At 61.7% G+C, this 25,166-nt stretch carries 21 protein-coding genes; 8 read left to right on the forward strand and 13 right to left on the reverse strand.

Features of this window, described 5'->3' with window-relative positions:
* Positions 1 to 9: 9 nt before the first annotated feature.
* The 10 genes from DB459_RS17315 to DB459_RS17360 all read right to left on the reverse strand — a co-directional run bounded on the left by DB459_RS17315 (position 10) and on the right by DB459_RS17360 (position 9,446).
* Positions 10 to 1,038, reverse strand: coding sequence for a phosphotransferase family protein (locus DB459_RS17315; RefSeq protein ID WP_253706509.1), 1,029 nt, complete (start codon positions 1,036 to 1,038; stop codon positions 10 to 12).
* Positions 1,025 to 1,657 carry an HAD family hydrolase gene (locus DB459_RS17320; protein ID WP_253706510.1) on the reverse strand — a complete coding sequence of 211 codons (633 nt, stop codon included), beginning with the start codon at positions 1,655 to 1,657 and terminating at the stop codon, positions 1,025 to 1,027. Before DB459_RS17320 ends, DB459_RS17315 begins: the two co-directional genes overlap by 14 nt.
* Before the next feature lie 66 nt (positions 1,658 to 1,723).
* Positions 1,724 to 2,773 carry a zinc-binding dehydrogenase gene (locus DB459_RS17325; protein ID WP_253706511.1) on the reverse strand — a complete coding sequence of 350 codons (1,050 nt, stop codon included), beginning with the start codon at positions 2,771 to 2,773 and terminating at the stop codon, positions 1,724 to 1,726.
* Entirely contained in the window at positions 2,770 to 3,708 is a 939-nt protein-coding gene (locus tag DB459_RS17330) for a transketolase family protein (RefSeq protein WP_253706512.1), read from the reverse strand. Before DB459_RS17330 ends, DB459_RS17325 begins: the two co-directional genes overlap by 4 nt.
* Entirely contained in the window at positions 3,705 to 4,550 is an 846-nt protein-coding gene (locus DB459_RS17335) for a transketolase (RefSeq protein WP_253706513.1), read from the reverse strand. The genes DB459_RS17330 and DB459_RS17335 overlap by 4 nt, the downstream gene beginning before the upstream one ends.
* Positions 4,551 to 4,595: 45 nt before the next feature.
* Complete coding sequence (locus tag DB459_RS17340; protein WP_253706514.1) at positions 4,596 to 5,594, reverse strand: GDP-mannose 4,6-dehydratase; 999 nt, start codon at positions 5,592 to 5,594, stop codon at positions 4,596 to 4,598.
* 13 nt (positions 5,595 to 5,607) lie between these two features.
* Positions 5,608 to 6,222, reverse strand: coding sequence for an SIS domain-containing protein (locus DB459_RS17345; protein ID WP_253706515.1), 615 nt, complete (start codon positions 6,220 to 6,222; stop codon positions 5,608 to 5,610).
* A complete protein-coding gene (locus tag DB459_RS17350) occupies positions 6,219 to 7,157 on the reverse strand; it encodes an NAD(P)-dependent oxidoreductase (RefSeq protein ID WP_253706516.1) in 939 nt (312 codons plus the stop codon). Before DB459_RS17350 ends, DB459_RS17345 begins: the two co-directional genes overlap by 4 nt.
* Positions 7,154 to 7,924, reverse strand: coding sequence for a nucleotidyltransferase family protein (locus tag DB459_RS17355; RefSeq protein ID WP_253706517.1), 771 nt, complete (start codon positions 7,922 to 7,924; stop codon positions 7,154 to 7,156). Before DB459_RS17355 ends, DB459_RS17350 begins: the two co-directional genes overlap by 4 nt.
* A 13-nt stretch (positions 7,925 to 7,937) precedes the next feature.
* Positions 7,938 to 9,446: a PfkB family carbohydrate kinase gene (locus DB459_RS17360; RefSeq protein WP_253706518.1), complete on the reverse strand. Its 1,509-nt coding sequence runs from the start codon at positions 9,444 to 9,446 to the stop codon at positions 7,938 to 7,940.
* 700 nt (positions 9,447 to 10,146) lie between these two features.
* Here DB459_RS17360 and lptF point away from each other — a divergent pair.
* A complete protein-coding gene (lptF, locus tag DB459_RS17365) occupies positions 10,147 to 11,529 on the forward strand; it encodes an LPS export ABC transporter permease LptF (protein ID WP_253706519.1) in 1,383 nt (460 codons plus the stop codon).
* Positions 11,530 to 11,557: 28 nt separating this feature from the next.
* Here the strand turns inward: lptF and DB459_RS17370 are convergent, their stop codons facing one another.
* Positions 11,558 to 13,081, reverse strand: coding sequence for a glycosyltransferase family 39 protein (locus tag DB459_RS17370; protein WP_253706520.1), 1,524 nt, complete (start codon positions 13,079 to 13,081; stop codon positions 11,558 to 11,560).
* A 278-nt stretch (positions 13,082 to 13,359) separates the two neighbouring features.
* Positions 13,360 to 16,122: an NF038122 family metalloprotease gene (locus DB459_RS17375; RefSeq protein ID WP_253706521.1), complete on the reverse strand. Its 2,763-nt coding sequence runs from the start codon at positions 16,120 to 16,122 to the stop codon at positions 13,360 to 13,362.
* A 348-nt stretch (positions 16,123 to 16,470) separates the two neighbouring features.
* Here DB459_RS17375 and DB459_RS17380 point away from each other — a divergent pair, with 348 nt between their 5' ends.
* A complete protein-coding gene (locus DB459_RS17380) occupies positions 16,471 to 17,112 on the forward strand; it encodes a winged helix-turn-helix transcriptional regulator (RefSeq protein WP_253706522.1) in 642 nt (213 codons plus the stop codon).
* Positions 17,109 to 17,624, forward strand: coding sequence for a transcription termination/antitermination protein NusG (locus DB459_RS17385; protein ID WP_253706523.1), 516 nt, complete (start codon positions 17,109 to 17,111; stop codon positions 17,622 to 17,624). The genes DB459_RS17380 and DB459_RS17385 overlap by 4 nt, the downstream gene beginning before the upstream one ends.
* A gap of 292 nt (positions 17,625 to 17,916) precedes the next feature.
* Here DB459_RS17385 and DB459_RS17390 read toward each other — a convergent pair whose 3' ends face one another.
* Positions 17,917 to 19,557, reverse strand: a complete 1,641-nt coding sequence (locus tag DB459_RS17390; RefSeq protein ID WP_253706524.1) for a hypothetical protein — start codon at positions 19,555 to 19,557, stop codon at positions 17,917 to 17,919.
* A 160-nt stretch (positions 19,558 to 19,717) separates the two neighbouring features.
* On the opposite strand from DB459_RS17390, the gene DB459_RS17395 reads away from it, so the two are divergent.
* The 5 genes from DB459_RS17395 (at position 19,718) to DB459_RS17415 (ending at position 25,165) form a co-directional block, all read left to right on the forward strand.
* Positions 19,718 to 20,668, forward strand: coding sequence for a glycosyltransferase family 2 protein (locus DB459_RS17395; protein WP_253706525.1), 951 nt, complete (start codon positions 19,718 to 19,720; stop codon positions 20,666 to 20,668).
* 198 nt (positions 20,669 to 20,866) lie between these two features.
* On the forward strand, positions 20,867 to 22,195 hold the full coding sequence (locus DB459_RS17400; RefSeq protein ID WP_256519202.1) for a class I SAM-dependent methyltransferase: 1,329 nt from the start codon (positions 20,867 to 20,869) through the stop codon (positions 22,193 to 22,195).
* 8 nt (positions 22,196 to 22,203) lie between these two features.
* Positions 22,204 to 23,169: a GDP-mannose 4,6-dehydratase gene (locus tag DB459_RS17405; RefSeq protein ID WP_253706526.1), complete on the forward strand. Its 966-nt coding sequence runs from the start codon at positions 22,204 to 22,206 to the stop codon at positions 23,167 to 23,169.
* Between the two features lie 2 nt (positions 23,170 to 23,171).
* Positions 23,172 to 24,362: a hypothetical protein gene (locus tag DB459_RS17410; RefSeq protein ID WP_253706527.1), complete on the forward strand. Its 1,191-nt coding sequence runs from the start codon at positions 23,172 to 23,174 to the stop codon at positions 24,360 to 24,362.
* On the forward strand, positions 24,359 to 25,165 hold the full coding sequence (locus DB459_RS17415) for an ABC transporter permease (RefSeq protein WP_253706528.1): 807 nt from the start codon (positions 24,359 to 24,361) through the stop codon (positions 25,163 to 25,165). Before DB459_RS17410 ends, DB459_RS17415 begins: the two co-directional genes overlap by 4 nt.
* Position 25,166: the final 1 nt, after the last annotated feature.

Here is a 25,166-nt window from a genome sequence, read left to right on the forward strand (position 1 = left end):
GCGGCGATGCTACGCGGCGATCTCGTCGATGGCGCGCGCCGCCTTGGCGAGCTGCACAGCGCAGCGGCGGTCCCGCTCGTCGGCGTCCGCGAAGGCACGGCGGGCGTCGCCGAGCGGGAGGAAATCGTTGAGCATGATGCAGGCCCATTTGATCCGGCAGGCGTCCATCAGCAGCGTGCTGCGCGCCAGCGCGGCTGCATCGAGCACGCCGCCCGACATCAGTCGCTCGCGCCATTCGCCGCGAAGCGTCGACGGTATCGGGACCTCCGGCTGACAGACGAAATCCGTCGCCAGTTTCGCCGGGTCGTCCCGGCCGGCATATTCGAAATCGAGGAAGGTGAGCCGGCCGTCGTCGTCGACGAGCGCGTTGTGAAAGCCGAAATCCGATGGCGATAGCCGGCACTCGGCAGCAGCAAGGCGCCGCGACGGATCGAAATCGAGGGGGCGGCATTCGGCCATCACGGCGGCTTTCACCTGATCCCACGCCGGTCGCAGGCTGCGGGCGACGAAGGCGCGCGCCTGATCCGACCGCGGCGCGTGTGGTTCGAGACTGGCGAGGCGTGCCAGGCGGCGCTCGACGATCGCGAGGTGATCGTCGATGCTGAAGCAGGCTTCGGAGGCCGCTGTGGCCTCGGGCCATGGCCGGGCGTTGATCGCGGCGATGAAATCGGCGGCGGCCCAGACATGGGCCGCGGTCACATCTTTCGGGCGGAGCTTCCGGCCGGGCAAGAACGCATAGAGGGCGGCGTGGGAGGAGCTGTCGCAGGCGAGCGGCTGTGGAATGTTGCGCAGACCCTCGTCCCAGGCGCGGCTGATGAAGCTCCACTCGGCGGCAAGGCGATCGCGGCCGTCGCGGGCATCGGTGAAATACCGCTTGAGAACCAGCGGCATGCCCTCGACAAGATCCAGCCGATAGACCTGGTTGTTGCGGCCGCCGGCGAGCCGGGTGATCCGGTGCGGCGCGGCTCGGCCCGCCGCTGCGGTCAGCGTTGCGGCCTGCTTCGCCACATCGCCATCGCTGCGATCAGGCCGGCTCATGGAGGAGCTCCGCGGTGATCGCCGGCCACGAGGTTCGGCGGAGCAGGGACTGCGGGCCGGCGGTCGCAGCCGCTTCGGCCAGCCGGTCCTCGGGGTCAAACAGAATACGCTGCATGCCTTGCGGAAAGCCCGGCATCAGCAGGATCTCGGGCAGGTCGTCGATGAATACGTCGCAAGCCAAGGTGGCCGCCCGGGCGATCTTTGCCTCCTTTGTCAGCTCGAAATAGACGCCCTCGGGCGCGATCTGCGTAGGGCCCTCGCCGGCAAGCCCGATGGACAGCAGGAAGCCGCGGGCGGCGCCGTGGAGATCGTGCGGCGGGCCGCGCAGGGGAGTGCGGGTCTTGTGACTGACGACGAACAGCGCATGGCCGGCAGCTCTCGCGGTGGCGACGAACTCAGCGAAACCGGGATAGGGCGATACGAGGTCCATGCGGGCGCCGTAGACATGGCCCTGCAGCTCGGTGAAATCGTCCTTGCGACCGCTGCCGTTGAGGTGATCGCGAACGCTGTTCTTGCCACGATCGAGATCGGGCGGGATCAGCCCACGCTCCAGCGCAGCGGCGTGGAACACGCCGTCGTAGCAGGCAATGGTGTTGTCGAAGTCGATACCGATGCGCATGGTTACTCGTCGGAGTCCGACACGTCCTCCATCCTGAACATCATCCCTGGTCGCCGGACCCGACCATCAGCCCTGGTGCCGTCGCGTCATGTCAATCAGAGGACGGCCGACCTTGCCCGCCGCGAGATCCTGCAGGGCCCGGTCGGCCTCGCTCAAGGTATAGGGCTTCGACAGCAGGTCCCGAACCGGGAAGCGGTTCGATGCAAGTAGCCGGCCGAAGCGGCCGTAGTCGCGATCGGGCACACTGTCGCCCCCCCAGGTGCCGAGCAGGCTCTTTCCCTGGTTGAACAGCGCCGGATTGAGGGTGAGAGCGGCGCCGTGACGGGCGTTGCCGATCACCACGGCGCGACCGCCCTGGGGGCGGGTGGCATTGACCGCCTGCTCCATCACCGTCGGTAGGCCGGAGGACTCCACCGCGAGGTCGACGCCTTGCGGTACGATCTTGCGAATCTCGGCGAGCACGTCGCCAATCGCCGGGTCGATTACATGGGTTGCGCCGAAGGTCGTGGCCAGCGCCCGGCGGGTCGGATTGGGGTCGATGCCGATCAACGGCATGGCCCCGGCGAGCGCCGCCGCCATGACGGCATTGAGGCCGATCCCGCCGGTGCCGAACACGGCCACCGCGTCGCCCGGCCGCGCCTGGAGCACGTTGAAGATTGCGCCCATGCCGGTGGGTGCCGCGCAGCCGAGCAGCACGGCGACGTCCATCGCCAGCCCCCCGGGCAGCAGGGTCAGTCGGTTTTCGCTGACCACCGCGTGGCGCTGGAAGGTGGTGACGCCCCCGGCGTTGACCTTGCGACCATCCCAGTCGTAGACGGCGCCGCCGGCCTCGATGCCGCTGCCCTTGATCCAGGACAGCACCACCTTGTCGCCGGCCTTCACCTTGGTGACGGCGCCGCCGGTCTCCAGCACGGTCCCGGTGCCTTCGTGGCCGAGGCAATGCGGCAGCCATTTGTCCTCGCCCTTGTCGCCGCGCCATTCCATCACCTGGGTGCCGCAGGCACCCGAATAGGCGATCTCCACCAGCACCTGGCCCGGCTTGAGGGCAGGAATTTCGATCCGCGCCAGTTCGAGCGGCGCGCCGGTCTGCACCAGCAGGGCGGCTTCGGTCTTCATCGTGTTCCCTTCCGAGCAAGAGCTTCGGCCATGCGCGCGGCGATCTGCACGCCGGTGAGGCCGAGCGTCTCGCGGGCGAACTCCTGCTCGCCGGATTTCTTGAAGAAGGCATCCGGCGTGCCGAAGCGGACGAGCTTGTCGGCGCCGGTGCCATGATCGATCAGCCATTCGGCGACCGCCGCGCCGAAGCCGCCGATCAGCGAATGCTCCTCGATGGTGGCAACGAGGGCAAAGCGGCCAAACGCTTCGGCGAGACAGGTCTCATCGAGCGGCTTGACCGTGTGAAAGCTGACGACGCGGGCGGAAATCCCGGTGTCGGACAGCCGCTGGGCGGCTTCGATGGCTTCTGGAAGCATGTTGCCGGTGGAGAGCAGGCAAACGTCGCTGCCCTCGCGGACGGTAATGGCCCGTCCAATGGCGAAATCCTCGAGCGGCCCCGCATGGATCACCGGCTCGCCCTTCTTGCCCATGCGGATATAGACTGGAGCATCCTGGGCCATGGCCGCGCGGAGCGCGGCACGCACCTCCAAGGCGTCGCCCGGGCAGATCACCACCATGTTCGGGATGGCGCGGAGAAAGGCGATGTCCTCGCAGGCATGGTGGGTCGGGCCGAGCCCCGAATAGGCGAGGCCGGCCCCCACAGCAACGATGGTCACCGGCGCCTCATGGTAGCAGACGTCGGTGCGAATCTGTTCGAGGCAGCGCGTCGTCACGAACGGCGTGATGGTATAGGCGACCGGCCGCAGGCCGTTGATGGCCATCCCCGCCGCCACCCCCATCATGTTGGCTTCCGCCACGCCGCAGTTGAAGAAGCGTGCCGGATGCCTGGCCTTGAACTTGTCGAACAGGCGGTTGCCGATATCGCCCGACAGCATGACCACGCGCGGGTCCTCGTCGCCGAGCTTCGTCAGTTCGGCAGCAAATGCGTTCCTCATGAAAGGCCGAGCTCCTTGTGGGCCCTGACGACTTCGTCGGCCGTCGGCGCACGATAATGCCAGTTGTTGTCGTCCTCCATGAAGGATACACCTTTGCCCTTCACCGTGTGGGCGATCAGCGCCACCGGCTTGCCTGAGCCGTTCGGCACGTTGTCCATGGCCGTCGCCAGCGCAGCGACATCATGGCCATCGATCTCGTGAGCGTCCCAGCCGAACGCCGCCCATTTCTCGCGCAGCGGGGCGAGCATCAGGGTCTCGTTCGAGCGGGCGGTGGCCTGCCACTTGTTGTAATCCACGACGACGCAGACATTCTCCAGCCGCTGGGCGGCACCGAACATCGCTGCTTCCCAGACCGAGCCCTCGTTGTTTTCGCCGTCGGAGAGCAGGGCGAAGACGCGGACGGGCTCTCCCTTGATCCGTGCCGACAGCGCCATGCCGAGCCCCAGCGGCAGGCCATGGCCGAGCGAGCCGGTCGCGGCCTCGACGCCGGGCAGCAGATTGGCCGGCGGATGCTCCGCCAGGCGGCCTCCGTCCTGACAGAAGGTGTCCAGTTCCTCGACCGGGAAGAAGCCCTTCATCGCCAGCACGGCATAGAGCGCAGCAGCGGCGTGGCCCTTGGAGAGGATGAAGCGGTCGCGCAGCGGATCGTCAGGCTGCCGCGGATCGACCTTGAGCACGTGCCAGTAGGCGACCGTGAGGATATCGGCGCAGGACAGCGACGAGGCCAGATGAGCCGCTTGTGCAGCATGGGACATTTCGATGATGCGGCCGCGCAGTCGCGCGGCCTGCGTGCGTAAAGCGGCGAAATCGGCAGACGGAGAGGCGCGAAGGGCAACGGTCATCGATGTGGTCTCGCTGCGCTCGCCGCGACGCGAGCATGTCTGGCGTCAGGGCCTGTGTTGATAGGAGGCGGGCAGATTGGCAAGGTCGTCCTTGAATCGCTCGGCCCAGCGGATCACATCCTCGATGCCCTCCTCGAGCGAGAGGCGGTCGCGCCAGGCCAGTGCCGTCCGCAACTTCGTGCTGTCCAGCATATAGGCCGTATCCTTGCCGGGCCGTTCGGGGCCGATCTCGACGTAGTCGTCAAATGGCTTGCCGAGACGCCTCAGGATCATCTCCACGAGGGTGCGGATCGAGACCAGTTCGTATCCCGAGATGTGATAGGTCTCGCCGGGTACGCCGCCGCGGGCGATCCGCAGCGTGGCATCGGCAACATCCGTCATGTGGATGAAGACCCGCACCGACTTGCCGCCGCCATCGAGCCGCAACCGGCCTCCGCCCATTGCCGCGAGGATCGTCCGTGGCACGATGCGATAGAGCTGCTGGCCGGGGCCGTAGACATTGGCGGCACGGGTGAATACCACCGGGAAGCCGTAGTTGGCGAAGTAGGTTCGCAGACTCATGTCGCCGGCGGCGCGCGACACGGCATAGGGGGTCGACGGATTGAACGGCGCGTCCTCCCGCACCCAGCCGTCGGTGGAGCCGTAGACCTCCGGCGTGGTGACGTGGACATAGCGCTCCAGCCCGTCATAGCGGCGGAGCATCTCATGCAGGCGGACAGCGGAGACCACATTGGTCATCATCCAGTGGTCGGGATGAAGCCAGCTCTCGCCCACCATGCTCTGGGCGGCGAAATTGACCACGTGGGTCGGCCGTTCACGCCGGATCAGCGCCTCGAGAGCCTCGAGGTCGTGATTGAGATCGATGCGCTGGAAGCGAACCTTGCCCGGCCGCGGCTGCCACTTGTATGGCAGCAAGGCCGGATGGGCTTCATCAGACCGGCTGGTTGCCAGCACCTCGCAGCCGAGCGCCGCCAGATGATCCGCGAAGGTCGCGCCCGAAAACGAGTTCGAGCCGAGGATCAGGTATTTTTCACGCCCCGCCATCACAACCCGTCGATCAATTCGTTGCCGCTGGCGGGGCCACGATGTCGCCGCGCCGGCTGTAGAGCCATTGCATGATCATATGACCGACGATCATCTGCGCGTCTTCGGAAATCTGCATGTCCTGGATCGGGAAGTGGATCGAGACGTCGGCGAGGTCCTTGGCCTTGCCGCCATTGTAGCCGAGCAGGGCGTAGCTCGTCATGCCGATCCGGCGGGCTTCGTCGAGACCGCGCAGGATATTGGCGGAATTGCCGGAGCCCGACAGGGCTACCAGCACATCGCCGCGCCGCGCCTGGACTGCGAGTTGCAGCGAGAAGACCTGGTCGTAGCCCTCGTCGTTGGCAAGACAGGTGAGCACCGACGGGTTGGCCGCCAGCGACTGCACCCGCAGGCCCGAGCCCGCGAGTTTTGAGACCGCATACAGGAAGTCGTTGGCGAGATGGTTGGCGTTGCCACCGCTGCCGCCATTGCCCATGAAGAACACCTGCCGGCCGGTCAGCCAGCAGTCATGGAATTCGTGCGCCAGCCGTTCCACCGGCGACCAGTCAAAACCTTGCAGCAGGGCGCTCAGCCGCTTCGAATAGTCGGTGAACAATCCGGTCGGGGTCGTAAACGCATGCGCATTCATTTCACCACCTCCCGCTCCATCCACTTCAGATTGTACCAGCGGTCGTCGTTGCTGAGGCGGCCCTGGGCGTGCATGCCGATCAGTTCCCGGATGGCGTCGTCGACCGTTTTCCTGGGTCGAAAGCCGGTGGCGAGCAGCCGGTCGGAATTGACGCGATAGCTTCGCGGATCGTTGGAGGGCGTGACCACGATCTCCGCCTTGACGTGATCGGCGACCATCTTCGCGATCTCGAGGATCGAGATATTCTCAAATCCGGCATTGTAGATGCCGGTATGTTCGGGATGGTCGAGCAGGAACAGATACAGATCGGTGATGTCGTCGATGTGAATGTTGGGCCGCGTCTGGTCGCCTCCGAACACGGTGATGCGACCGTTGAGCAGCGCCTGCATGGTCAGCATGTTGACGGAGACATCGAGCCGCTGGCGCGGCGAGTAGCCGCAGACGGTGGCCGGGCGCACGATCTGCACCACCATGTCGTCCTTGTAGGACAGCATGATCCGTTCCGCGCACATCTTGGTCTTGTTGTATTCCGAGATCGGCAGCAGTTCGAGGTCCTCGGTGACCTGCTCCTCTTCCTTCACGCCATAGACGCTGCCGGAGGAGGCGTAGATGAAGCGCTCGACGCCGGCGCGCCTGGCGCGGTCGGCAAGCTGCATGGTGGCGAGACAGCTGATCTCCCAGGTCAGTTTGGGGTCGAGATCGCCGCAGGGATCGTTGGCAACGCTCGAGAGGTGAATGATGGCGTCGACGCCGGAGAGATCGATCTCGTCCGTGTTGCGGACGTCGCCGCGCACGACCGACAGATCGGGATGGGGATCGAGAAAATTGCCGAACCACATGATGTCGAAGGCGACCACCTGATGGCCGGCCTTCAAGAGCTTCGGCACGAGCACACTGCCCTTGTATCCGCACGCGCCGGTGACGAAAATCTTCATTCCAGCCCCCTCGTCGGCAAGTCGCCAGACCCGCTCCCTGATCGTGTTTCAAGCAATCCGGCGCGCTGTTTTGGCTTAAACTCCACCTCGGCCCGGCGCAAGCTTGCGTTGCTGCCGATGTCACGGTGGTATCCATCTGTTTCCACGCAGAGGATGCGGCCGAGAAAGCGTGGGATCACGTCGGTCGACAGGTCGACGAAGGGCCTGCCCAGCGCGGTAATGGCGTCGATCAGTTCGGGCTCGCAGACATACACCGCGCCGTTGGCGAGATTGCCCGGCGGGCTTTCGACCTTCTCGTGGAAAGCGATGACGTTTTGCCGGGCGTCCAGCTCAAGGATGCCGCAGGACCGGGGGCTGTCGGTGCGAAAGCCCAGCATGGTGAGCACATGGCCCGGCGGGCGCCCCCGATGTGCGCGCAACAGGCCGACGACATCGAAGTCGGTGAGATTGTCGGCATGGGCGAGAAGGAACGGCTCGCCTTGCAACCAGGCCCTGTTGGCGAGCACGGTGCCTCCGGTGCCGAGCAATTCGCGCTCGTGAACGAGGTCAACCCTGGAGGCGAAGGGTGAGGCGGCGACGTGGTCGCGAACCTGGTCGGCCAGCCAATGGGTGTTGAGGAGGACGCGGTCGATCCCGGCCGCAAACAGCAAGTCGAACCAGTAGTCCAGCAGCGGCCGACCATGGATCGGGACGAGGCACTTCGGGGTGTGGACGGTGAGGGGGTGAAGGCGGGTTCCGAGGCCGGCCGCGAGCAGGAGGGCGCGCATCGCGTTGCGCCTCTCAATCATGGCTGAAGCCGGTCTCGTCGATTTCAGCGACGAGCTCGGCTGTCGTGAGCGGTAAATTGCCGACGCGGGAGACCTGCAGCGCCGCGGCGAGAGCCCCGACATAGGAACTCTGCCAGATATCGGCGCCGGCGCGAAGCGCCATCGCCGATCCCATGAAGAAGCTGTCGCCCGCGCCGGAGACGTCCTTGGGCGATGGATTGAAGGCCTGCAGTCGATCCGTGATCAGCCCACCATCGCCCGCGCTGTTGATCAGCGCGCCCTCGGCCCCCATCGTCACGACAAGGTGGGTCGCGCCTGCGCGATCGATCAACTGCTCGCTGATGGCGGCAAGACCGGACGTGAAGTCGTTGAGCGCCACGCGGGCTTCGTGCTCGGTCGGGGTAAGCAACGTCATGCCCTTGAAACGGGAGACGTCGCCGATCTGGGACGAGGTCTGGCTGTCGGCGGCCATCATCACCCTGCGAGCCCGCGCGCGCTCCGAGATCGCATCGACCAGATCCTGCGGCAGGCAGCCGTAATTGAAGCAGGAGAACAGCAGCAGGTCGCTCGACGAGAGCGCGTCATCGACGGCCGCGAGGATGCTGCGCTGAATGTCGAGGTCGGCGGCGTGCTGGCGCAGGTGGTTGACGCGCAGCAGCGTCTTGTTCAGGGCGCGGAAGCGCTGCTTGCGGGTGGTTGGGCGGGTCTCGTCGACGAAATAATCGCAACGAACGCCATGCTCCTCGAGGGTGTCACGAGTGAACCGCGCCGCCGCATCATTGCCGACCAGGGTAAAAAAGCGAACGTCGGCGCCGAGGCCGTGGGCGTGGGCGGCGACCCCACCGGCACCGCCGACGAAGGTCTTGGTCACCAGCGGTGTGACGACGATCGTGGGATCCTCCTGCGACATGCCGATCGGATCGCAGGTGACATATTCGTCGACGATGAGGTCGCCGATGACCATCACGCGCATGCCGGCGAGCTTGCCGAGGATTGCCTTGAGATTGAAGATGTCGAAGCCGTGTCGCCGCGGGAAGTCCAGCGGCTTGCGGATGGTGGAAAGGTCGGGATGCACATAATCCCGCTCCAGCAGCGACAAGGATGCGAAGCGCAACTCGCCTGAGCTGAAGACCAGGCGGCCGCCATAGCTCTCGACAGCCGTCTGTTCGGGGTTGAACCTGGTTTCGAATTCCTTGCCCTTGACGACGACGTTCGGGCGCAGGCTTTCGATGAAGGCCTCGCTACTGCTTTCGAGCTGGACCGCGTGGGTGACCAGCGCGATCGACCGGACGTTCTCCAGCCGCATCTCCTGCGGCAGCGTGACGCCCGGCGAACCGTCGGGATTGACCCCGACGACCAGGATATCGGCTTGCTCGGCGGCGAATTTCAGCAGCCTGAGGTGTCCGGGATGAACGACATTGAAGTTGCCGGAAACGAAGGCGATGGACTGCCCGTCGTCGCAGCCGGCCCGAATGGCCCGCGATGCGGCATGGCTCCGCGTGTCGCCGGAACAATGGTCCAAGAAATCCGCCCCAACTCGCCCCCGATGGTGGAGATTGCAATCAATGGTTGCCAAAAGTCAAGGTTTTCAGGCGTCGTTGATCATGGAGGCTAAGCAAGTGGAATATCTATGGATTCTGATGACGCTTCGGCGACGGGCTGGTCTGCGGAGCACGCTTCGGCATCCCTCCGCGGTGTGTGGGTAAACAGGCGTTTCGATTGCGCAGGATATCTCTCGAATCGGCCCCACCTCAGGCCGGCCGTTGTGAGGCCGCTCGGCCGGGGAGGGGCGGCGCCAATCTAGTGTCCTGTCTCCGAATTACCGCTCCATTTGCCTCACCCTCGCACGGTCATTCGGAGACATAAAGGACACTAGCAAAATCAAAGCGCTAGTGTGGCTTATGTCTCGCAATTGCCGACGACAGACTGGCCGCAAAGGCGGTAGGCAATTGCGAGACGCCACACTAGTGTCCTGTCTCCGAATTACCGCTTCATTTGCCTCACTCTCGCACGGTAATTCGGAGACATCAGGACACTAGCAAAATCAAAGCGCTAGTGTGGCTTATGTCTCGCAATTGCCGACGACAGACTGGCCGCAAAGGCGGTAGGCAATTGCGAGACGCCACACTAGTGTGGTGGATCTGACGCTCGTTTCAGTATTGCAGCGAGTTCTTCGAACGAGCGTCAGATCCAAAACCACACTAGAATCATGATCATTGCTAGTGTCCCCTTGTTTCCAACGTTCGTATGAGCGCCTGCTGCAATGGCATACGAACGTTGGAAACAGGACACTAGATGGCGGCGAGGTACGAATTGCGTCCTGTGCTGCCGCGCAATATATTGCGGCCATGCATGAGGTTCAGATCCGTCGCGGAGCGCCGGCTCCGCGCAACGATACGCGACGCGATGGCACGGGGTTCGGAGCGCGTCTGCGGGCGCTCGCAAATGTCGGGGCGATCGACGGCTACGTCATCAAAATCACGCTGGCGTCATTCCTGATCGTGCTGATCTCGCTGACCGGGGTGATCTGGATCACCCAGGCGCTGCGCAATATCGACCTGATGACCAGCCAGGGACAAACCATCCTGGTCTTTCTCGGCATTTCCGGTCTTGCGATACCGCTGCTGATGTCGATCATCGCTCCGATCGCACTTCTGGTCGCGGTGATGCACACGCTGAACCGCCTGGGCACCGACTCGGAAGTGATCGTGATCAGCGCCGCGGGGATCCCGCCGCTGCGGTTCCTGCGGCCCTTTCTGCTGGCGACTGTGGCGGTCTGTTTCATGATCGCCTTCATCTCGCTTTTTTTGGCGCCGGAATGTCTGAGGGCGCTGCGCCGCTGGAACACCCAGCTCGGCGCCGACGTGGTCGCCAATGTCATCCAGCCGGGCCAGTTCATCAAACTCGACAAGCTCACCTTGCGCATCAAGGAGCGGCTGCCCGGCAACGTGTTGCACGGGCTCTTCATCGACGACCGCCGCGATCCGCAGCAGCGCGTCAACATCGTTGCTGATCGGGGCACGGTCGAGACCAATAGCCGCGGTTCATTCCTCATTCTGGAAGACGGCAATCTTCAGCGTTTCGAAAACGGCCAGCGCGACCCGGCGCTGGTCGCGTTCAAAAGCTACGCCTTCGACCTCTCGGCGTTTTCGAATCCCAATCCCAGTATCATTTACAACGTTCACGAGCGTCTGACGCCCGAATTGCTGTCTCCGCCACCCGATGTCACGGCAAGTGCGACGGATCTGCGCGAGTTCCGGACTGAATTTCACGACCGGCTGTTTGCGCCGCTGTATCCGGTGGTCTTTGCGCTGCTCGCCTTCGCATTTCTCGGCATGCCTCGAACCACCCGGCAAAGCCGCAATTTTGCGGTCTCGGCCATGCTGCTGACCGTACTGGTGGTTCGTATCGCCGGTTTCGCCTGCACGACGCTGGCGACCAATCATCCTGTCGCGATCGTGGTGCAGTATGCGATCCTGGCGATCGTCGGGGGGCTTAGCCTCGTGATGATCCTGCGCGGCGTCATCGTCGAGGCGCCCGCAAGCTTGATGGAAGGCCTCCTGTCCATGGGGCAGCGGTTCGTGCCGGCAAGGATGCGGGCGTAATCGGCGGGAGGAGCGCCCGTAACGGCGGTCAATGGCCCTTCGCGGCGGCGGGGTGCCGCAGGTCGGCGCGGCTGCAGTCGGCCGGCGGAATGAAATGATAGACGTAGGTGAACGTCTTGGGCTTGAGCGTTCGCCGCAGCGGCAGCGTGACGCTTCGCTCGGGCGTCGGCGGCAGGCCGAACAGGTAGTTCTGCAAGTGGGATTGATACTCCGCGCTGCCATCCATCACGACGGCGCCCCCGGCGTTCAGCTTGTCGCGATCGAACCAGGCGGCGCCGGCGATGTCCCGATAGAAGAGGGCGGTGACCTGCGGGCCGGCCTCGATGCCGACACCATAGACTTTTTGCCGTCCGCCGATGAAATAGGCGGGCCCGCACGGGAACTGCTTGTTCCAGTCTTCGAGGATGGCGTGCGCTCCGGCCTCGATCGGCTCCTGCATCGCACTGTGGCTGGCAAAGACGGTGTAGACGGTGGCGACGATGACGCCGATGGCAAGATAAAGCCCGCCGAGAACCGCAATCAGCCGCCGCTCGGCCCAGGGACGCCAATCCCCAATCGGCCGCAAGAGCGGGGCGAGGCCCAGCGCGATCATCATCGCGTAAGGGGCACTGAAGCGGAAGATGTAATCGAGACCGGCGATCAGAACCAGAACGAGTAGCGCCGCCTGCATGGCGATGTTCATCGCCAGGATGACGCGGCGCTCGGCCTGCGCGTCGTGGTCGGTGCGCAAGGCGAGATTGCCCTGCTTGAGGCCGATCAGAGCGATGATGGCGCCGGGAAGCAGGAAGACGGCATGCCCGAGCAGAAGCTGACCAATATCAACCAGCCGCTTCCAGGCGCCGCCGGCCGGGGTGAAATGAGCGAGCCCGTAGCTCACGGCCTGGCCATGCACCAGGACGGCGGCGACATGGGGGGCGACCAGCACGAGGCCCAGAGCGATGGCCGCATAGAGACCGGGCCGTCGCCACATGATGCGGAAGGAGGGCTCCACCACCATGGCGACGCCAAGGCCGGCGAGCAGGATGGCGGCATTATATTTCGTCAGGAGCGCGGCCGCCGACCAGGCGCCGAAGCCGAGCCAGTCTCGCCAACGGTTGGTGCGGGCGGCGCGCAAGCAGTAATAGACGATCGCCGGCCAGGAGGTGAGCTGGAGGATGTCGGCGTTGAGCGCGAAGGACAGCGGGGCAAAGGCCAGATAGAAAGTCGTGCCGTAGAGCAGGGTGAACAGCCAGGCGCTCGAGCGTGGGCCGACCAGCCGCAGCACGGCGTGGAAATAGGCGAGGCCGATCGCCATCAGAATCTGATTGGCCAGGACCACTGCAACAGCGGAATGACCGAACAGCAGGTCGATGGCGCCGCCGATCCAGGCCATCATCGGCGGATGGTCGGGGGTCACCAGTGGAAAATGCCGCCCCCAGGCGATCAGCTCCCGGGTGTCATACATGGCGGTGGGAAAGGCGATGGCCGCCAGCGCCACCGGCAGCAGCAGTACGAATGCCAGCACGGCGATCACTCGGCCGGGCAGCAGCGTCGGCGACGCCTCGTGGGTCACTTGGGCGGCTCCACCCGGGCGAGGTCGCCCCATGACGCCGCCATCGACCCATCAGTGATCCCGCAGCCGGTCATCCTCGCGCCCACCCTCAGCTTGAGCCTGAACATGCAAACCGGCCCATGTCCGGGCCCCCTCAGTCTCATCCGCCGAGCCAGTCGGCAGATTCCCCCGGGGAGGGGTTTATATCCTGCGCCTTTGCCTGTCGAGCGCAGCAGCGCTCGCAGACGCTCTGTGGATGGCCACCGGCGGCTGCGGGCGCCATGCGGCGGGAATGCGTGTCAGACGAAATGGAGGTCGTTCTGATGGGCCTGGAGTTGCGCCAGCGTCACATGCTGGATCGACAGCGTGTCGTGAGCGCCGTCGACGACCACGACATTTCCGCCGCCGTCGTCGTGGGCGGCGGCGAGGAAGGCGTTCGCATTCGCGAAGACATTATGGTTGATCTGGAGCGTGTCCGTGGCCGGATCGAAGTGGGAGAGCGCGGCCTGGCCGAAATTCGGAGCGAAGATGAAAGTCTCGCCATCGAGCGTAGTCGCCGCAGCGGTCGGTGCTGCGCCGGCCCCGTTTGCGGTGGTTGTTACATAGACCGTCGTGCCGCCAGCACCATCGTTGGCGAATTTGAAGCTGTCCTGTGAAGCGATCCCGAGGAACTGCAGGTTGGCGGCATGGGTGCCGTCGCTCAACGACAGCACGCCCGACGACGCGTCGAAGCTCGACTGGAGCTTCGCGAGTTCGAAGCCCCGCAGATCGACCTGATGGGAGCCGGCGAGGGTGCCGTCGCCGGAGAAGCCGATCAGGGTCGCGCTAATCGGGGCCCCGGCGCCTGAGGGTAGGGTCACGGTCGAACCATCAAAGCTGCTGGTCGCCGACGATAGGCCGGTGAGGAAAGCGGTTGCAGCTGGCGGCACGCCGATGGTGCCGTCGCCGTTGAGGTCCTGATGGAAGGTGGTCTCGAATGATTCCAATGCGGCGCTCGCCCCCGACACGATGCCGGTCATGGAGCTCAAATAGTTACCGCTGCCATCCGTGCTCCAGACGATGTACTGATCGGAGCCAGTGACCTTCCAGGCGACGTCAAAGCCGCTGCCGATCTGCTCGGCGCCGATCGGCGCCCAACCGCCGAACTGGCCGGCGGTGACGCCCGAGCCCTGATACTTGAGCGATGGAGCAGAACCGGCTGCGCCGAGGTAATAGTTGAGGCCGAGTTGAGTGAGGCTGGTCGAACCGAGTGACTCGATGGTGGTGGCGAGCAAGCCGATGGTGCCGTCGCCGTTGAGGTCCTGATGGAAGGTGGTCTCGAACGATTCCAAAGCGGCGCTCGCCCCCGACACGATGCCGGTCATGGAGCTCAAATAGTTGCCGCTGCCATCCGTGCTCCAGACGATGTACTGATCGGAGCCAGTGACCTTCCAGGCGACGTCAAAGCCGCTGCCGACCTGCTCGGCGCCGATCGGCGCCCAACCGCCGAACTGGCCGGCGGTGACGCCCGAGCCCTGATACTTGAGCGATGGAGCAGAACCGGCTGCGCCGAGGTAATAGTTGAGGCCGAGTTGAGTGAGGCTGGTCGAACCGAGCGACTCTATGGTGGTGGCGAGCAAGCCGATGGTGCCGTCGCCGTTGAGGTCCTGGTGGAAGGTGGTCTCGAACGATTCCAATGCGGCGCTCGCCCCCGACACGATGCCGGTCATGGAGCTCAAATAGTTGCCGCTGCCATCCGTGCTCCAGACGATGTACTGGTCGGAGCCAGTGACCTTCCAGGCGACGTCGAAGCCGCTGCCGATTTGCTCGGCGCCGATCGGCGCCCAACCGCCGAACTGGCCGGCAGTGACGCCCGAGCCCTGATACTTGAGCGATGGAGCAGAACCGGCTGCGCCGAGGTAATAGTTGAGGCCGAGTTGAGTGAGGCTGGTCGAACCGAGCGACTCGATGGTGGTGGCGAGCAAGCCGATGGTGCCGTCGCCATTGAGGTCCTGATGGAAGGTGGTCTCGAACGATTCCAATGCGGCGCTCGCCCCCGACACGATGCCGGTCATAGAGCTCAAATAGTTGCCGCTGCTATCCGTGCTCCAGACGATGTACTGGTCGGAGCCAGTGACCTTCCAGGCGATGTCGAAGCCGCTGCCGACCTGCTCGGCGCCGATCGGAGTCCAACCGCCGAATTGGCCAGCGACGACATTCGCGCCACCAGATTTCAGTGAAACGGTGGCGCCCCCGGTTGCCAGCGAATAGTTCAGGCCCACTTGGCTGAGGCTCGTCAGACCGGACGATTCGACGAGCACCGGAGTAGCTGGCGTTATGCTGAACCCGATGGCGTCCATGATCTGCTTGTCGACGGTGGACAGGCTCTGGTTGGTGCTCCAGCTGTAGAATTCGTTGAACGGATCGGTCGAGCCCTGAACGCCGCTGTTGAGAAAGTCGCTCGGGTCGGACGACTGTCCGAAATCGGCGAGTTTGGTCAGGCCGCCATCAATGGAGAAATAGGCGGCGGGGGCGGTCGCTCCCGTTGAGAACAGGTGATTGCCGGCACTGGTGTAGCGGACGAGATCGAAGCTGCCGTTATCCGGCACGCGTCCCATGGCGTGGGTCAGTTCGTGCAGCGCCACGCCGACCAGCAGACTGCCGGAGATCTGGGTGCCGATGCCGACCGCGCCGTCGAGCGTCGCGGCTGTCGCCGACATCAGGCCCAGGGCCTTTTCGACCGCGGACGACACCCAGAGGCTGGAATAGCCGTTGACCGATGTCGTCGCGGGCAGCGAATTGACCAGCGTCTGGTCGAGCGACGACGTGGCATGGGTCGCGAGTGCGGCACGAAGCGTGCTGTAGGAAACGTAGGTGCCGTTCAGGACGCCGCCTTCGGCGCCAGTCGTCAGGCCGGTATCGTAATTGTTGTACCAGTCGCCGTAGCCGACCTGGATGGTGACGGTGATGTTGTCCTGAATCAGGGAATCGAGAATGTTCGCCGCGGTCTGCATGCCATCCCGGAAGCTTTGTGGGGCGGCGAGAGCGGAACTTTCGTAGCTCAGGACGAGATTCAGTGACATGCACAGGCCTTGCTTCAGCACTCCGGAGACATTGCATGCGTCTCCGGCGGACCCTGGGTCGGCGTCGCTCAGTACGTTACGGAATCCCGCTTGGCGAAACTTAGATGTCCGATTCGTTGAAGGAAAGTTAAGAAGAGTTTGTGTCGTCTCAAAGGCTTACGGCTGGCCTACGGTCGCCGTTCAGGGGGAGGCGGGAGTATGCCAGACGTCGCCGTTGGTTGCCGGAAAAACCAGGCGTAGTCGCTGCCTCGACAATGACATTATCGATGTTCATGTCGTGAACAAGGAGCTTGACGTTCACGTCGTGAACGGGGTATGGCCTGCGCCCAAACAGGAGGGCGCGACGCCATGGACCACTTGCTGGAGGGGGGGCATGAGAACGAGCAGATCGTTCTGGGCCTGCTAAACTCCGTGGAGGCCGATGGTGCCCGTTCGCAACGTCGCATTGCGGCCGAGCTCGGCATTGCCCTTGGTCTCGTCAATGCCTACCTCAAGCGCTGCATCAAGAAGGGGCTGGTAAAAGTCCATGATGCCCCTACGCGTCGTTACGCTTATTACCTCACTCCGCAGGGCTTCGCTGAGAAGTCTCGCCTGACAGTTCAGTATCTTTCCAACTCATTCTCCTTCTTTCGTCACGCCAAGAGCGACTGCGCCCAGGTTTTCGAGAGAGCCAGGGCCGCGGGTTTCGCCCGGCTTCTGATCGCCGGCAGGTCCGATCTAGCCGAGATTGCCATCCTGTGTGCCGTTGAGGCGGGCATCACGATCGTTGCGGTGGTCGATCCGCGCAGCGAAAGTACGACATTCGTCGGCGTCGAGGTCGTAGGCTCATTCGCCGAGATTACTGCGTCATTCGATGCTGTGCTGATCACCGATGTGATCCGTGCCCGCGAATCCTTTGAGGCGGCGGTCGTGGTCTGCGGGGCGAACCGGGTTCTTGCGCCCGCGCTTCTGGGGTTGCGGCCGGCATCGGCGGCGGAGGAGGCGCCATGACTGCAGCGGCTGGAGTGCGCTGGTACGTCGTTCAGACCCAGGTCAACAGCGAGTTGAAAGCCGCGCTGAACCTGCAGCGGCAGGGTTTTAAGGTCTACCTTCCGCGCTATCTGAAGCTGCGGCGGCACGCTCGCAAGCTCGAGGTCGTCGCAAGGCCGCTGTTCCCGCGCTACATATTCGTCGCTATCGACATTGCGATACATCGCTGGCGTTCAATCCAGTCGACGTTCGGTGTGGCGCGGCTGGTGACCAACGGGGACGATCCTGCAATGGTGCCCGAGGGTGTCGTAGCCGCGATCATGGCGCAGGAGGACGAGAAGGGATTCGTCAGGCTTGATAGTCGTCCGGCATTCGCTCCGGGGGACAAGGTTCGGGTTCGGTCTGGCATTTTTATGGATGCCGCAGGTATCTTCAGCGGTGTTGCCGATCACGACCGCGTCGCAATTCTACTCGATATGCTCGGACGGAAGGTTCGCGTGCTGGTCGCCGCGGACATGGTCGCGGCGGCCTGAGGCGTTTTCAGCGCGCGCCGCCCCACTGGGCGGCACGATCAATTCCGGCCCGTTGTGGGCAGTTCGGGGGAGCTGATTCACCCGGACTGCGGTAGCATGCGAGTAATCAACCAGTGCGGTGGATCTGACGCTCGTATCAGTATTGCAGCGAGTTCTTCAAACGAGCGTCAGATCCAAAACCGCACTAGAATCATAATGATGCTAGTGTCCCTTTGTTTCCAACGTTCGTATGAGTGCCTGCTGCAATGGGATACGAACGTTGGAAACGGGACACTAGGCTGGTCGCGTCAGATTAGGGCTGCTGTGCTTTCGGTCCGACAGGGCCGCTCGCTTCGGTCCGATGAAAAATCAACATCTTCCCCTTCGGGAGTTCAACGGCCGAAGCTTCCTTGAAATTCCCGTTCGATCGCAACCACACGGTCAGGTCATTGAGCTCGGCGTTCACCGGATAACGGGTGAGTGTGCCAAGAAGTGCGTCGTCGGGCAGCACGATAAAATCGAAGTCGGTCGACATCTTCTTAAGTTTGCTAATGTCTGTTTCGAGTGGAGCGTAGTTTACCGCCAGATCGATGCCATTCTTCAGAGCTCTAAATCGGTAGGCGCCGGGCGCTATGGGACCCGCTGTCGGGAAGAATACGGAAAACGCGCCCTTCTTTTCTGCCCCTCCAGCCGCCTGAACCAACCTGGAATAGGTGCGATCGTAAAGTTGGGGCGCTTCAACAAGCGTGTCCGCAGGGAAGTGTTGCTGCGCATCGCCCCTGTCCGCGAAGATGCAGCCTCCGACAAGCGCAAGGGCGTACGCCGGCAAGAGCCATTTCGCTGTCCGCGGTCCGGGATGACGGAATCGAAATTCTTCGCAGGCCAAGTGCACAAGCACCCCCAGAGAGACAACGATCGCTCCATAGAGAAGGGAGCCAAAAAGCATCAGTTTGACCGTCGCCAACGTCGGGATGAGGTAAGACGTCAATACGAGGGCCAACAATCCCAGCAGTTCCACGACTCTCGGCAGTGCACCGCGACGTAGCGCCAGAATAAAGCTGAGAACGAACAGCCCGAGGGTCAGCCAGACCCAGTTGTGGAACAGTTGCCAACTCTGATCGATATAGAATCCGAAGCGCTCGGTGGGGCCATTCTTCAGCAGATATATCTGGTTCCAGGCATCGATGTCGGTGACGAACGTCTGATAAATGTAAGTCATCAGTCCGGTAAAATGGACCGCAAAGTAGGGCCCTGCGACGCAAGCGACACAAACGAGGACTGTTGTCGCTCGACGCGCGATGGACTTGGCCGCCTCGCCGCCCAAGAAGGATGCCAGCATTCCAACTGCAAAGGCTAGCGACCAGACGGCAAGGATGGCGATGAATGCGGTCGGCTTTATGAGTAAGGCCAGTCCTGCGCAAATTCCGAAGAAAACTGTCTTTCGCCCATAAAGCAGGTGTCGTTGGAAGATGGCAGTCGCCGCAATCACCGAAGTGGCGTATCCGGCAATCATGTCAGGATGGTAGATATTTACCGCGTTATCGAACCAGGCTGTCGCGGCAACGATAACTGTAATGATTGCAGCAGAAATGATCTGTACTTCGAACAGAACAACGAAAGCGACGGTAATGAGCGAGAGCGCGACAGCGTTGAAGGCGTAGGGCGCGACCGTTGAGCCGCTTGTAATCAAGAATCCGAAAAAGGCGCCAAAGCTCGAGTACGGGGAGTGTGGCGGCAGTTCAATGAGGCCCCGCAGCATCGCGATCACGCCTTGAGACTTCAGCGTCGCTAGTCGCTCAAGCCCATCGACAAAATAAGTAACATCGTCATAGACCGGCGGGATGGCGAGGCGCCCGTAAATGGCGCTATGGTGTAGGAGCAGGGCGGCCTTCTGCAATACGATTGTTATGATCAATGCGGATGCAAGCGCATTGTACTTGGTCACGCGATCCATAGAATCCCCCGGCCGTTTAGGCTTTCCAACCCGGAAGCCATACATCGTATTTCGATTCTAGTCAGCATAAGCGGACTATGCATCCGAGCCGGATGTCTTCGGTTTCAGGTCGACGGTCTGCAACTGGACGGACTGTTGAGTGTCCGCGGAGGGAATAATCTTGCGCAGAATTAGCGTCGTTACGCCGTGCTACAACGAGGCGTTGAACGTTCGGGAGTGCTACGCTGCCGTTCGCGACATATTCGAGCGTTTCCTTCCGGGCTACGAGCGAGAGCATCTGTTTTGCGATAATGCCTCTACGGACGGCACGATCGAAATTCTTCGTGAAATTGCCGCGTCGGATCCGAGCGTCAAAATTATTCTTAATTCGCGAAACTTCGGTCCGATGCGATCAAATTACAACGGCGTCATGGCGGCATCCGGAGATGCGGTCTTGCTATTCCTGCCGGCCGACCTTCAGGACCCCCCTTCATTGTTGCCCAAGTTCGTCGAGCTGTGGGAGCAAGGGTTTGAGGTGGTGTTTGGCATTCGGGCCGAGCGCGAAGAGGCTTGGCTGATGCGGACCGTTCGTTTTGGATACTACAGATTTCTAACCGGACTAACTCAACTTTCAGCACCGCCAGGCGTTGGTGATTGTCAGCTCGTTGATCGGAAGGTCGTTGAAGCTATGCGGCAGATTGAGGATGCTTACCCGTTCCTGCGCATGATGACGTTCGAGTGTGGGTATAAGTCGGTGGGCGTGCCTTACGTCTGGATGGCCCGCAAGCGAGGCTTCTCTAAGAACTCTCTCGCGAGGCTTGTTGATCAGGGTTTGAATGGCATCATCACCTACACCAGCTCGCCGGTGCGGGCCGTCTTATTGGCGGGCTTCGCTATTGCTGCGCTTTCGATAGTTTATGCAGTGGCAAACCTTATTCTTGGCTTGGTGCTTTATCAGCGTCTCGCCGAGCCCGGCATATTTTCGATCATCGTCGCGGTCTTCTTCTTTGGCGGTGTGCAGCTTTTTGTGACCGGGTTGCTGGGGGAGTACATTCTTGCGATCTATGCGCAGGTACGGAAGAAGCCGGTGGTCTTCGAACGTGAGCGCATTAACTTTTCCGATAGGCGCTGAACCGCCGCTGGATGTCGGGAGGGGCGCATGTGGGGTTTCCAACAGAAACCAAAGCGTGGTGAGATTCTGGCCTCATTGCTTCGACTGAACAGTTAGTATAGATGGTCGTGGCAATCGTACGGGCCTGTCATCTGGACCGTTTCGGGTAGGATTGTCTGGGCAATATGCAGCGTCGGCTGCGCATTTTGGAGCTGCAACTTGCATCCGCGTTATCGTGCAACATGCCGCGTTTGCCATTCGGCAAAGCTTACGCCTGTCATTGATTTGGGCTCGCAGTATCTGCAGGGGTCGTTCGTGAAGGAGGGTACGTTGATGCCGCCGACACGGAAACTCCCAACCCAGCTCGTTCGCTGCGACGTGACGCGGAATGAAGATGGCTGTGGGCTTCTCCAGCTCGCGCACACCTTTCCGCCTGAGATTCTTTACGCCAACTATTGGTATCGCTCCGGAACGAATGCGACGATGCGCGATCATCTTGCGGGGATCGTGAAGAGTGCTCTGTCGTTGATCGATAAGAAGGCGCCTGTGGTTCTGGACGTCGGGTGCAACGACGGCACGTTGTTGGCCAACTATCCCGCCGGCTCGAAGCGCTTCGGGGTCGATCCCTCCGATATCGCCAATGGAATTGAAGGCGACGTTACAGTCGTGAACACGACGTTCCCGTCCGAACAGGCCTCTTCAGTTCTTCCCGAGGGGGGATTTGACGTCGTTACCTCAATCGCGATGTTCTACGATCTCGAGGCGCCGGTCGAGTTTGCATCTGCGGTTCAGAAGCTTCTGAAGCCGGATGGCATTTGGATCTTCGAGATGTCCTACCTGCCGCTTATGCTTCTACAAAATTCCTTTGATACCATCTGTCATGAGCACCTCGAGTATTACAGCTTGGCTGTTCTCGAGACCATCGCGGCGAAGGCGGGGCTGCGGATCTTCAAGGTGGATCTCAACGACATCAACGGCGGAAGCTTGCGTTGTTACGCTTGCAACGCCTCGGAAGGCCGGTATGGCACGGCGGTGGATAAGAGCTTCATTCATCAGTTGCGAATTCGGGAGTTCGAACTGGAGCTCGACACGGATAAGCCGTATCTGCAATTTCAAGATCGCATCAACCGCGCACGGGATGAGCTCAATGCGTTAATCTTCAACATCCGGGCGCGCGGCGAGCGGATCCACATCTACGGCGCCTCGACCAAGGGGAACGTGCTCCTTCAGTGGTACGGCATAAATAGATTGATGGTTGATTGCGCGGCCGATCGGAATCCGCAAAAGGTCGGCTCAAGAACTTTGGGCACCGATATACCGATTGTCTCCGAGGAGGAGTCCCGCGCGGCAAAGCCTGACTATTATCTGGTTCTCCCATGGCACTTCCGGAAGGAGTTCCTGGAGCGAGAGAGGAAGACGATCGAGGCTGGAACCAAGATGATCTTCCCCCTTCCTGTCGTGGAAGTTGTTGGTGCTGACAACCTCGATGCCGCCGTCGCAGCGGCGTCCTCCCAGAGTACGTCGATCGAGAGAATCCTCTTCGAGTAGCCGGTCCAATGCCGTACTCGCTTGTGTTGGGGACTAATGGTCAGGATGGTAGCTATCTAGCTGACAGTCTCCTGCGACGAGGTCACGTCGTTATAGGAGTTGGACGTCAAGATGCTCCATCGTATGACTTTGGCTCGAAGAGGTTTGAGTACATCTCGTTAGATATCGGGTCGGCGAGCGCGCTGACTGATGTCTTGTGCTCCTATCCGCTGGATTACGTCTTCCATGCTGCCGCAGTACACGGCCCGTCCGGCTTCGAATACGAGAGTGTCTGGCAGAGCGCTTTAGCTGTTAATATTGGGTCGATACAGACTGTCCTCGAGCATGCACGTACCAGGGCGCGAGACCTCCGCGTGATGTATGCCGGATCCTGCAAGATCTTCCCAAATCCGCATGTCGGGGTCATCAATGAGGATACGCCGGCTCGAGGCACGTGCTTGTATAGCATAGGAAAGATGGCCAGCCGCGAATTGCTGTCCTACTATCGGCAGCGCCATGGCGTCTCGACGACCAATCTCATCTTGTTCAATCATGAGTCGCCGCGTCGCGATCCCAGCTATCTCTTTCCCCAGTTGGTGAGGGCAATTGCTTCCGCCCTGACGACCGGGGAACCCAGTCTGCAGGTGAGGACTCTGAACTTCTCGGTCGATTGGAGCGCCGCCGATGAGATCATGGACATCGTCGCCGATCTCGCCGTGATGTCTGATGTCCCGGAAGTCGTGTTAGGGTCTGGACAGACGTGGACCGGCAGAGCCGCTGTCGATCATCTGTTTTCAGCTTTTGGGATCGCCGGTGCTGGCTTGGTACAATTGGAGAGTCCAGATCTCGATTATACGGGTCAGTTCAGGGTCTCGCTTGATCGGCTGGCCAAGGCGATCAATCGTGTTCCGACCAAGACCATCGTGGACATCGCGACCGATATATTGAACACGAACTATCGTCTCCAGTTGCCGCCGGACGCTTCCCGGGCCTGACGATGGAGCGGATTCTGCTAGGCCAACTCGGCGCAAACGGCGACTGCCTGTACGCGACGATTCTTGCGCGGCAACTCCGGCATGACTACCCTCGTGCTCACATCACTTGGGCCATTTCCAGTCAGTGTGTCGGAGTGCTTCGGAACAATCCGGATATTGATGACGTCTGGGAGATCGGAATCCCCGACTGGAATGCACACGAAATGGCGTGGCGCTTGTTCGAGCGAGAAGCTTTCAGGCGCTATCAAAGGGGCGAGTATGATCGAATTTTGCTGTCCCAGATCTGGCCCAGCCATTTCGAGAACTACGACGGAACGGTGAGGCCGAGTATTCTGCGCAGCTATCCGCGTCCCATTTCCGTGCCCATCGAGAATGTCATATGTCTGGACGACGATGAGCTTGAGAGGGTCGAGCGATTTGCCAAGGATGCCCGGTTATCCGAGTTCGGGCATCGCATTCTGTTCGAGTGCTCTTCGAAAAGCGGGCAGTCATTCGTAACTCCCGATATCGCCCAGGCGGTTGCCGAGAAAGTCTACGACATTCTTGATGATGCCACGGTCATCTTTTCGACGCACGTTCCGATGCAGATCTCGGACAGCAGATCGAGGTACGCCGGAACGCTTTCGCTCCGCGAAATTGCGTACTTGACGCAATACTGTACGCTTTTTGTCGGCTGCGGAAGCGGCGGAAGCGTTGCCGCATCGTCGACGGCGTCAAAGCCGCTTCCGATGGTGCAACTGTTGTCGGCATCGACTTCGGTGTTTGCCTCGTTTGCTCACGATTTCGAGTACTTCGGAATAGACGATCGTCCTGTGATCGAGATAACCAACGAAGACCCTGCTTATATCGCGGACTGCATCGCAACCCTCTGCCGAGAGGGGCCCCCTTCCGCGCGTCATAAGTTCGGGGGCGGCATTCCGCTGACTTTCGGACACTACATCTCTCAGATCAGACTCTGTCTTTGCCGTGATCACCGGTATGTCGACGCCGCTCGGTCGCTCATGGTCACGGTGGATCGGTACGGCTGGACGGAAGAACTCGTTGCATTCGGCGACAAGGACATTGCCCCCTATCTCCCGCTTGATCCGAGTTGGATCTTTTCTCCAAATCGGCGAACGGGAGATCAGTTTCGAGCGGCGCTCGCCGACGCTAATCGCGCACTCCAGGGGCGCCGAATCGGCGAGCGGACATGAGTGGCAGAGCCGAATTGGCAACCATCAGCGGATTGATAACGTACCGAAGATACATCGTTGCGAATGCGCTCAACGAAGTTCGAACGCGTTACGCGGGAACGAGCTTGGGGATCGCGTGGCATATTATGTACCCCCTGACGATCGTCTTCGTGCTTGGGGCGGTGCTGTCGGGAGCTTTTCCGACGACTAACTCTCGGCTAGGCGGTGTCGGCGCGAGCCTGAGTATCGCCTGTGGGCTGCTTCCCTGGCTGGCGCTTTCGGACGCTCTCTCTCGCGGGACGAACTCGCTGGTTGAGCACAGTCTGTATCTTCGAAAATTATCAATTCCTGAAGAAGTCTATATCGCCAAATCGATTTTGGCATCGAGTATCTATTGTGCGACGTTGCTGCTTTTCCTTTGCGTGTTGGTCGCATTGAGCGGCCATTTCCACCCGATCCAACTGGCGCTCTTGCCAGTCGTCGCGATACTGCTTTTGATGCTCGCGTTCGGGCTATCGCTCGCGCTCTCGCCGCTCAACGTTCTTATGCGCGATGTCGGGCAAACGTTGCCGCTCTTGTTGCAGTTGGGAATGTGGCTATCGCCCGTCCTGTACCCGGCCGAGTTGATGCCGTACGGACTTGCAGCGCTTCAGGCCGTCAATCCGTTCAGTCCATTTTTGGCTGCGATCCGGTCGCTCATGCTGGACGGAATGGCGCCGGGGATCTGGACGTGGTTTGCGATGATCGGCTGGGCTGCCGGCTCTTGCATTATCGGGGCCGGCATTCTTCAGAAAGTGCGCGCCGAGTTGCGAGATAATCTCTGAT

This window comes from Bradyrhizobium sp. WD16 (genome assembly GCF_024181725.1).
Classification (GTDB): domain Bacteria; phylum Pseudomonadota; class Alphaproteobacteria; order Rhizobiales; family Xanthobacteraceae; genus Bradyrhizobium_A.